This is a genomic window from Stenotrophomonas sp. TWI700 (assembly GCF_039673645.1).
GTDB classification, from domain to species: domain Bacteria; phylum Pseudomonadota; class Gammaproteobacteria; order Xanthomonadales; family Xanthomonadaceae; genus Stenotrophomonas; species Stenotrophomonas maltophilia_AA.
Genome location: NZ_JBDJMB010000050.1, coordinates 1 through 8238, shown reverse-complemented (window position 1 = coordinate 8238; position 8238 = coordinate 1). Strand labels below are relative to the sequence as shown.

General features: G+C 67.2%; 9 protein-coding genes. 4 read left to right on the top strand and 5 right to left on the bottom strand.

Translation table 11 applies throughout. The features are described 5' to 3' along the window. Window positions 1–144 precede the first annotated feature (144 nt). Genes ABE473_RS18505 through ABE473_RS18495 form a run of 3 tightly spaced genes read right to left on the bottom strand, consistent with a single transcriptional unit; the run spans window position 145 to window position 1421 of the window. Window positions 145–309, bottom strand: coding sequence for a DUF5668 domain-containing protein (locus tag ABE473_RS18505; RefSeq protein WP_167390309.1), 165 nt, complete (start codon window positions 307–309; stop codon window positions 145–147). A 15-nt stretch (window positions 310–324) separates the two neighbouring features. Next, the gene (locus ABE473_RS18500; protein ID WP_346490502.1) at window positions 325–747 is read right to left on the bottom strand and encodes an HIT family protein; all 423 of its coding nucleotides are present in this window, start codon (window positions 745–747) and stop codon (window positions 325–327) included. After that, window positions 744–1421 (bottom strand): dienelactone hydrolase family protein, encoded by a 678-nt coding sequence (locus ABE473_RS18495; protein WP_346490501.1) that lies wholly within the window; start codon window positions 1419–1421, stop codon window positions 744–746. The genes ABE473_RS18500 and ABE473_RS18495 overlap by 4 nt, the downstream gene beginning before the upstream one ends. Window positions 1422–1626: 205 nt before the next feature. Here ABE473_RS18495 and rimO point away from each other — a divergent pair, with 205 nt between their 5' ends. Together rimO and ABE473_RS18485 are read left to right on the top strand one after the other, a co-directional pair. After that, entirely contained in the window at window positions 1627–2991 is a 1365-nt protein-coding gene (rimO, locus tag ABE473_RS18490) for a 30S ribosomal protein S12 methylthiotransferase RimO (RefSeq protein ID WP_346490500.1), read from the top strand. Then, window positions 2988–3821, top strand: a complete 834-nt coding sequence (locus ABE473_RS18485; RefSeq protein ID WP_346490499.1) for a DUF3025 domain-containing protein — start codon at window positions 2988–2990, stop codon at window positions 3819–3821. Before rimO ends, ABE473_RS18485 begins: the two co-directional genes overlap by 4 nt. 29 nt (window positions 3822–3850) lie before the next feature. On the opposite strand, the gene greB is transcribed toward ABE473_RS18485, so the two are convergent. Together greB and ABE473_RS18475 are read right to left on the bottom strand one after the other, a co-directional pair. Continuing rightward, entirely contained in the window at window positions 3851–4354 is a 504-nt protein-coding gene (gene greB, locus ABE473_RS18480) for a transcription elongation factor GreB (protein WP_019182651.1), read from the bottom strand. Window positions 4355–4409: 55 nt separating this feature from the next. Then, window positions 4410–5915, bottom strand: coding sequence for a helicase HerA-like domain-containing protein (locus ABE473_RS18475; protein ID WP_346490498.1), 1506 nt, complete (start codon window positions 5913–5915; stop codon window positions 4410–4412). 121 nt (window positions 5916–6036) lie between these two features. Here ABE473_RS18475 and ABE473_RS18470 point away from each other — a divergent pair, with 121 nt between their 5' ends. Then, window positions 6037–7647 (top strand): transglycosylase SLT domain-containing protein, encoded by a 1611-nt coding sequence (locus ABE473_RS18470; RefSeq protein ID WP_346490497.1) that lies wholly within the window; start codon window positions 6037–6039, stop codon window positions 7645–7647. A 113-nt stretch (window positions 7648–7760) separates the two neighbouring features. Further along, the gene (locus ABE473_RS18465) at window positions 7761–8102 is read left to right on the top strand and encodes a ribonuclease E inhibitor RraB (protein ID WP_176989277.1); all 342 of its coding nucleotides are present in this window, start codon (window positions 7761–7763) and stop codon (window positions 8100–8102) included. Window positions 8103–8238: the final 136 nt, after the last annotated feature.

The following is an 8238-nucleotide window of genomic DNA, read 5'->3' as shown; positions in this document are numbered from 1 at the left end:
TGCCGGCCCCCCCCCTGCTGCTCCCTTTCTAACCTTCCCGCCCCCCCGCCCCCGCCCCACTACCGTTGTTCCAGCTTGCCGGCCAGCGGCCGGTACTACCGTAGTACTACCGCCGTTTCAATGCTTGCCGGCCAGCGGCCGGCGTTACTTGCGGCCGAACAGCAACCCGATGCCGACCGCCACCAGGACCACCGGCCACCAGGTGAGAATCAGCTTTCCCATGTTCATGTTGGTCCAGCCCAGATTGCTGGCCAGCAGGAACAGGCCAACGAGGATCAGGACGATGGCGGCGACAAGGTTGGAACGCATCAGGGGCAGGGTCCGCTAGGGCTGGGGCGAATATCCTAGCCGTTCCTTCCAGTGCGCGACACGCTCGGCCAGCACGCCCGGATCAAAACGGTGCGCCTGCCCCTGGCCCCAGACCGGGCCCGGCCACGCTGGATCGCCGACATGGCGGCCGATCACGTGGAAATGCAGCTGGCGGACAATGTTGCCCAGCGAGCCGATGTTGATCTTCTCGACCCCATCGGTGCCTTTGAGCGCCTTGCACGCCCGGTTCAATTCGGTGCGCAGCTTGTCCTGCTGCTCGCCGTCCAGGTCGATCCATTCGGTCACGCCGGTCAGGCGCGGGACCAGGATCAGCCACGGATACCTTTCATCGTTCATCAATCGCACTTGCGATAACGGCCCTTCTGCTACCAGTACGCTGTCGGTGGCCAGGCGTGAATCCAGTTCGAACTCGCTCATCCAAGATGCTCCGCAAAGAAGTCCAGGGTGCGTTCCAGCGCCAGGTGGGCGCTGTCTGGATCATACGCATGTCCGACGCTGCGGTTGAAGGCGTGATCGGCCGGGTAGACGAAGGTGGCCATGTGCGGGAGCTTTTCGCGGTGGGCCTTGATCGCCGCCGGCGGGATGCTCTTGTCCTGGGCGCCGAAGTGGAACATGACCGGCGCCTTGGGCGTTTCGTCCAGGTACTTCACGTTGCGGGCGCCGTAATAGCTGACCGAGGGCAGGCCCAGGCGCAGTGCGGAGAGCAGGGCGATGCTGCCGCCCCAGCAATAGCCGACCGTGCCGACCTTCCCGGCCGGGGCCAGCCGCGACGCGGCCGCGCGGACGATCTCCAGCGCCTTTTCGACCCCGAGCGCGTCGACCATGGCCAGGCCGGCGGCCACGCCATCGCTGTCGTAAGGCAGTTCCGGCGGTTCGGTGCCGTCCGGCGCCGACTCGGCCAGATCGAAGAACGACGGGGCCAGCACTGCATAGCCCTTGGTGGCGTAGTCGTCGGCCACCGCGCGGATGTGCGGGTTGGCGCCGAAGATCTCCTGGATCACCACCAGGCCCCCGCGCGGCTTGCCTTCCGGCGTTGCCTGCCAGGCGCGGACCGGTCCGTAATGCGTATCGAGCGTGACCCACTCACCCATGGTGCGAAACTCCAGCTGGTTCAGGCATTCATTATCGGCCCCGCGCGGGTTAGCGCGATGTCAGGGGGGGATGCCGTATCTGGCGGGATCGGCCCGATCCGGTTCAGGGGCGCGGACTGAACGCCGGTATACTTGCCGCCGTTTCCGGCCCCAGGTCCCCACGCCATTCCGGCATGGGCCCAGGCCCCCAGAGTCCTTGCGATCCATGTCCCAGCTGAACCCCAAAGTCGGCTTCGTCAGCCTTGGCTGCCCGAAGGCCCTTGTCGATTCCGAGCGCATCCTCACCCAGCTGCGGTCCGAGGGTTACGACATCGTTCCCTCCTACGACTCGGCCGACGTGGTGGTGGTCAACACCTGCGGCTTCATCGATTCGGCCGTGACCGAGTCGCTGGATGCGATCGGCGAGGCGATGAACGCCAACGGCAAGGTGATCGTCACCGGCTGCCTGGGCAAGCGCCCGGAGCAGATCCGCGAGGCCTACCCGAACGTGCTGGCGGTCTCCGGTCCGCAGGACTACATGAGCGTGATGGAGGCCGTGCATGCCGCGCTGCCGCCCAAGCACGATCCGTTCGTGGACCTGGTGCCCGATTACGGCATCAAGCTGACCCCGCGCCATTACGCGTATCTGAAGATTTCCGAAGGCTGCAACCACAAGTGCAGTTTCTGCATCATCCCCTCGATGCGCGGCAAGCTGGTCTCGCGCCCGGTCGATGAGGTGCTGCGCGAGGCCGAGCGGCTGGTGCGCGGTGGCGTCAAGGAACTGCTGGTGGTCTCGCAGGACACCTCGGCCTATGGCGTGGACGTCAAGTACGCCGAACGCATGTGGCGCGACAAGGCCTACCAGACCCGGTTGAAGGCGCTCTGCGAAGGCCTGTCCGAGCTCGATGCCTGGACCCGCATGCATTACGTCTACCCGTACCCACACGTGGACGAGATCGTGCCACTCATGGCCGAGAACCGGATCCTGCCGTACCTGGACATCCCGTTCCAGCACGCCAGTCCGCGCATCCTCAAGCTGATGAAGCGGCCGGGCGCGGTCGACAAGACCCTGGAGCGTGTGCAGCGCTGGCGCCAGCTGTGCCCGGACATCACCGTGCGCTCGACCTTCATCGTCGGCTTCCCGGGCGAGACCGATGCCGAGTTCGAGGAGCTGCTCAGCTTCCTGGACGAGGCGCAGCTGGATCGCGTCGGTGCGTTCGCCTACTCGCCGGTCACCGGTGCGACCGCCAATGACCTGCCCGGTGCGGTGCCCGAAGAAGTGAAGCAGGAGCGCCTGGCCCGCTTCATGGAGCGCCAGGCGGAGATTTCCGCCGCGCGCCTGGAAGCCAAGATCGGCACCGTGCAGCAGTGCCTGGTCGATGCCATCGAAGACGGCATCGCGGTGGCGCGTTCGAAGGCGGATGCGCCGGAGATCGACGGCCTGGTGCATATCCAGAATGCCGACGAAGCCAAGCTGCGTATCGGCCAGTTCGTCGATGTCGAGATCACCGAGAGCGACGATCACGACCTGTTCGGTGACGCGATCATCGCCGCCGAAGCGCGCAAGCCGTTCGATCTGCAGGTGTTGTGACCGCATCGGCGTCGACGGCCGATAGCGGCGGTCGACGCCGCTTCATCGCGCCGCCGCGCGATGCGGTGGAGGCGGCCTGCTTCGCACAGCCGATCTACGCGGGGCTGGGCGGGTTCCAGGACCTGATGGTGGCGCCCGACTGGCCCACCGTCGCAGCGCTCGACGCGCGCCTCGCATTGCCGGACAAGCATCTGGTCGAGCAGGACGAGGCGCTGCTCGCCGACGGCCTGCACTATGAAACGCGCATCGCCGGGCGCGGCCGGATCGCTACCCGTGCGGATAACTGGCACGACCTGTTCAATGCCCTGGTCTGGGCGCGTTACCCGTCCATCAAACAGGCGCTCAACCGGCAGCAGTGCCGGCATGTCGCGGCGATGGCACCGGGGCAGCGCAACCGCGCGCAGGCGGCACTGACCCAGTTCGACGAGACCGGCGTCATCGTGCGTGTGCGCGATCCGGCGCTGCTGGGCGCATGGGACCGGCACGACTGGCCGGCGCTGTTCGTGGAGGGGGCAGGGCACTGGCGCACCGGTGGGATCGCGGTCGCGGCGGTGATCGGGCATGCGCTGATGGAGCAGGCCCTGTTGCCGGAGCGCCTGCTGGTCGGCAAGTGCGTGGTGGTGCAGGGCGATGACGATGCCGCCGCGATCGCCGTGGCAGCGCGGGCGATCACGGACGGTGCGGTGCTCACTGATCCGCTGCAGCTGCGGCCCTTGCCGCTGGCCGGGATACCCGGGTGGCACGTCCACCAGGATGGGGGGTTCTACGCGCAGATCGAGTACTTCCGGCCGCTGCGCGAAGGGCGCGTGTATCCCGCAGCGCTGCGGTAGATTCACGCCATGCGTGAATGCGCTCCCGGTCAGCCCGGATACGCCACCGATAGGATCGCGAACCCGTGGCGCCCGCTCGGCAGCTCCACCTCGAACTCATCGTCCACGCGCTTCTTCAACAGCGCACGCGCCAATGGCGAATCGATGCTGATCCAGCCCGCACCGGCGTCGGTCTCGTCCGGGCCCACGATGCGATACACGTGGATGTCGCCCGAGTCGACGTTCTCCAGCTCAACCGTCGCACCGAAGAACACCGCGTTCGGATCGGTCGGCGCGGTGTCGACGATCCGCAGCGCCTCCAGCCGCTTGGTCAGGTAGCGCACGCGCCGATCGATCTCACCGAGCTGCTTCTTGCGGTAGGTGTACTCGGCATTCTCGGAGCGGTCGCCTTCCGCGGCGGCCGCCGCCAGTGCCTTCACCACTTCGGGGCGCTTGTGACGCCACAGCTCATCCAGTTCGGTCTTCAGCCGCTGGTGGCCCTGTGCGGTGATCAGGGCCGTGCTTTTTTCCGCGGGGGGACGCCAACGCGACATCAGGTCTGCTTGTGCTCGTCAAAAGGTGCCGCGCCACAGGGCGCGACACGCAGTATCAACGCTTTCCGCCGAAAATGCCGCCGAGCAGGCCGCGCACGATCTGGTTGCCCAGCCGGGTGCCGACGGTGCGCGTGGTCTGCTTGGCCATGGTTTCGATCATGCCCTGGCGGCGCTTGGTGCCGAAGATCGCATCCTTGATCGACTGCCCGAAGCCCCCTTCCTGCGCCTCGTCCTGCTGGCGGGTGCGGGCCTTCGGCGCATCGGCCTGCTCGACGGTCTTCTGCGCGCGCTGCGCCAACAGTTCCGCGGCGGATTCGCGGTTGATCGCGGTGTCGTAGCGGGCGCCGACCGGGCTGCCGGCACGTACCTGGGCACGTTCGGCCTCGGTGATCGCGCCCATCCGGCAGCGCGGTGGTGCGATCTGGGTCTGCTGCACGGGCGAGGGAATCCCCTTGTCCTGCAGCGTGGACACCAGCGCTTCACCGGTACCCAGCTTGGCCAGCGTAGCGGCTACATCCAGTTTCGGATTGGGCACGAAGGTTTCGGCGGCGACCTTCACCGCTTTCTGGTCGCGCGGCGTGAACGCACGCAGCGCATGCTGCACGCGGTTGCCGAGCTGGCCGAGGATGTTGGCCGGCACGTCATCCGGGAACTGCGAGCAGAAGTACACGCCCACGCCCTTGGAGCGGATCAGCCGGACCACCTGCTCGATGCGCTGCACCAGCGCCGGCGGTGCGTCATCGAACAGCAGGTGCGCCTCATCGAAGATGAAGACCAGTTTGGGCTTCTCCAGGTCGCCTACTTCCGGCAGCGTTTCGAACAGCTCCGAGAGCAGCCACAGCAGGAAGGTCGAATACAGCCGCGGCTTGAGCACCAGCTGGTCGGCGGCGAGGATGCCGATCACGCCGCGGCCATCATGGTTGACCCGCATGATGTCGGCCAGCTCCAGCGCCGGCTCGCCGAAGAAGGCTTCGCCGCCATCCTGGGACAGGCGCAGCAGCGAGCGCTGGATCGCCGCGACCGTCTGCGCACTCACCAGGCCGTACTCGGTGGAGATGTCCTTGCGCTCCTCGGCGACCAGGCCGAGCAGGGCGCGCAGGTCATCCAGGTCGAGCAGCAGCAGGCCGCGGTCGTCGGCGAGCTTGAACACGATGTCCAGCACGCCGGCCTGGGTGTCGTTGAGCTCCAGGATGCGGGCGAGCAGGGTCGGGCCCATTTCGCTCACCGTGGTGCGCACCGGGTGGCCGAGCTTGCCGTACAGATCCCAGAAAAGGGTCGGGCTGGCGGCGGGCGCATAGTCGGCCACGCCCAGGTCCTTCGCGCGCTGCAGCAGCGCATCCGTCCCGGCACCGGCAACGGCGAGGCCGGAGACGTCACCCTTCACATCGGCCAGGAACACCGGCACGCCGATCCGCGAGAAGCCCTCGGCCAGCGTCATCAGGGTGACGGTCTTGCCGGTGCCGGTCGCGCCGGCCACCAGGCCGTGCCGGTTGCCCAGCCGCGGCAACAGGGTGACGGGGATATCGTCGGTGGTGCCTTTGCCGAGCAGAATCGGATCCATGGTCAACTCGCAGTGTGAATAGGCGGGATTCTAAACGTCGGCATGGGCCGGCCGGCAGACGGGTTGCCCCGATGCAAGCGGCACGGCTACTCTGCCCCATCGTTCGCACACAGTGCCAAAAATGCCCGTTCCTGTCTTGCTTGTCCGTGGTTGGCCGTTGCTTGCCGTCGCCGCGATGCTGTCGTTCGTCCCCGAGGCCCATGCCCAGCGCGTCTCCGCCCGCGACAAGGCCAAGGTGGAAGCGCTCGATCAGCGCATGACGGCCGCCGAGAAGCGCTACAACGCGGCGCTGGTGCTGGTGAACAACGCCGACCCCAAGGGCACCAACGAGGCCGACGCCGCGCTGGAGGACATGGAGGATGTGATCAGCGCCTGCGTGGCCCAGAAGGGCTGCCAGGTCAGCAATCTGCTGCCGACCTACAAGCGCCTGCTCAAGAGCAACGCCGACAGCCAGCAGGACAGCGAAGACGGCGCGGCCATCGCCGACGGCAGCCTGCTGGAGGCCGACCCGGACCATGTCGGGCCATTGGCTGCCGATGTCCCTGAAGCTGCCCGCGCCGCGGCGCTGCTCAATGACAAGCGGCACGCCTTCGACACCATGGTCGAGTACAACCCGGCCGTGCAGGCCGGCATCCGCCGCTGGCTGACCGACATGCGCCCGGCGCTGCTCACCAGCTACGAGAATTACCAGAACCTGCGCGCGGTGATGTGGCCGGAGTGGGAGAAGCGCGGCCTGCCCGAGGCGCTGCTGTTCGGCATCATGGCCAAGGAATCCAACGGCCGCGTGCATGCGTCCTCGCGCGCCGGCGCGGCCGGGCTGATGCAGTTCATGCCGGCGACCGGCCGTCGTTTCGGGCTGGGCCCGGACGGCACCGGCTTCGATACGCGGTTCGATGCGCGCAGTGCCGCCGAGGCCAGTGCGACCTACCTCAACGAACGCATGCGCGAGCTCAACAACAGCGTCGAGCTGTCGCTGGCCGGGTACAACGGCGGTGAAGGCCGCGCCATCCGCGTGTTCCGGCAGTACCCGGGGCAGGGCTTCTGGACCGACAGCGTCTACAACCAGTTCCCGGGCGAGACCAAGGACTACGTGCCGATGGTGATCGCCGCGGCATGGATCTACCTGCACCCGCAGCAGTACGGCGTGGAGTTCCCGAAGATCAGCGCGCAGCCGGCCACGATCCGCCTGGCCAAGTCGACCACGATCTACGAGCTGACCATCTGCCTGGGCAGCAGCGGCACCCGCGACGGTTACATGCGCGCGCTGCGCAACCTCAATCCGCGCTATGAGGCGGACGGCTGGATTCCGGCGGGCACGATCATCAACGCGACCACCCGCATCGCCGGCCTGTACAACCGCTTCTGCGTCAGCGGTCCGCGCGCCGATCTGGCCCGCACGCTGATCACCGCCGATCTGAATGCCGCGATCGTGCGGCCCACCGCGGTCAGCTATACCGGCAACGTGGCGGTAGGCAGCGTGGTCCCGGTCGCCCAGGCCCAGGCCATGCCGGCGGTGACCCCGGCCGCGCCTGTCGCTGTTCCGGCCGCCAAGCCCAAGGCCAGGCCGGCCCGCAGTTACAAGGTCGGCAAAGGCGAGACCCTGGGCAGGATCGCAGCAAAGTTCCAGTGCGATGTGCCCACCCTGGCGCGGGCCAACGGCCTCAAGGCACCGGCCTATTCGCTCCGGCAGGGCCAGAGCATCAAGCTGCAGGGCTGCGACAAGGACAAGTAAGCCATAACCGGGTAGGCTCGCCGGCATCACGCCTGCGGCCGCCCGGCCCAGCACATCCATCGCAGCGTCGGCCGTGCCCGGCGCTCACCGCAACACGCATACAGGACAGCAAGATGGATATCACCGCGATCAACGAGATGTTCGCCAACATCCGTGAAAACACCGACTGGGACCTCAACGGCCCGATGCTGTGGGGTTACTTCTTCGTCAACACCACCCCGGAGCCGCTGCACGGCCTGGGCGAGAAGCTGGTCGAGCTCGGTTACACCCTGGTGGAAGTGTTCGAGCCGGACCTGGAAGAGGGTGAAGCCCCGTACCACGTGCTGCACGTGGAGCGCGCCGAGGTGCACACCGAAGCCTCGCTGGACGCCCGCAACCATGAGCTGCAGGCCCTGGCCGAAGCGAACGGCGTGGAAGACTACGACGGCATGGACGTCGGCCCGGTCGAGATCTGATCGGCGCGATCCGATAGAACCGGACACAACGAAAAACGCCCCGGTTTCCCGGGGCGTTTTTTTGTGGGCGCCGATCGCGCACTTGAACCACCGGTAGTGCCGGCCGCTGGCCGGCTCCCCGGAACACCTGCGATGC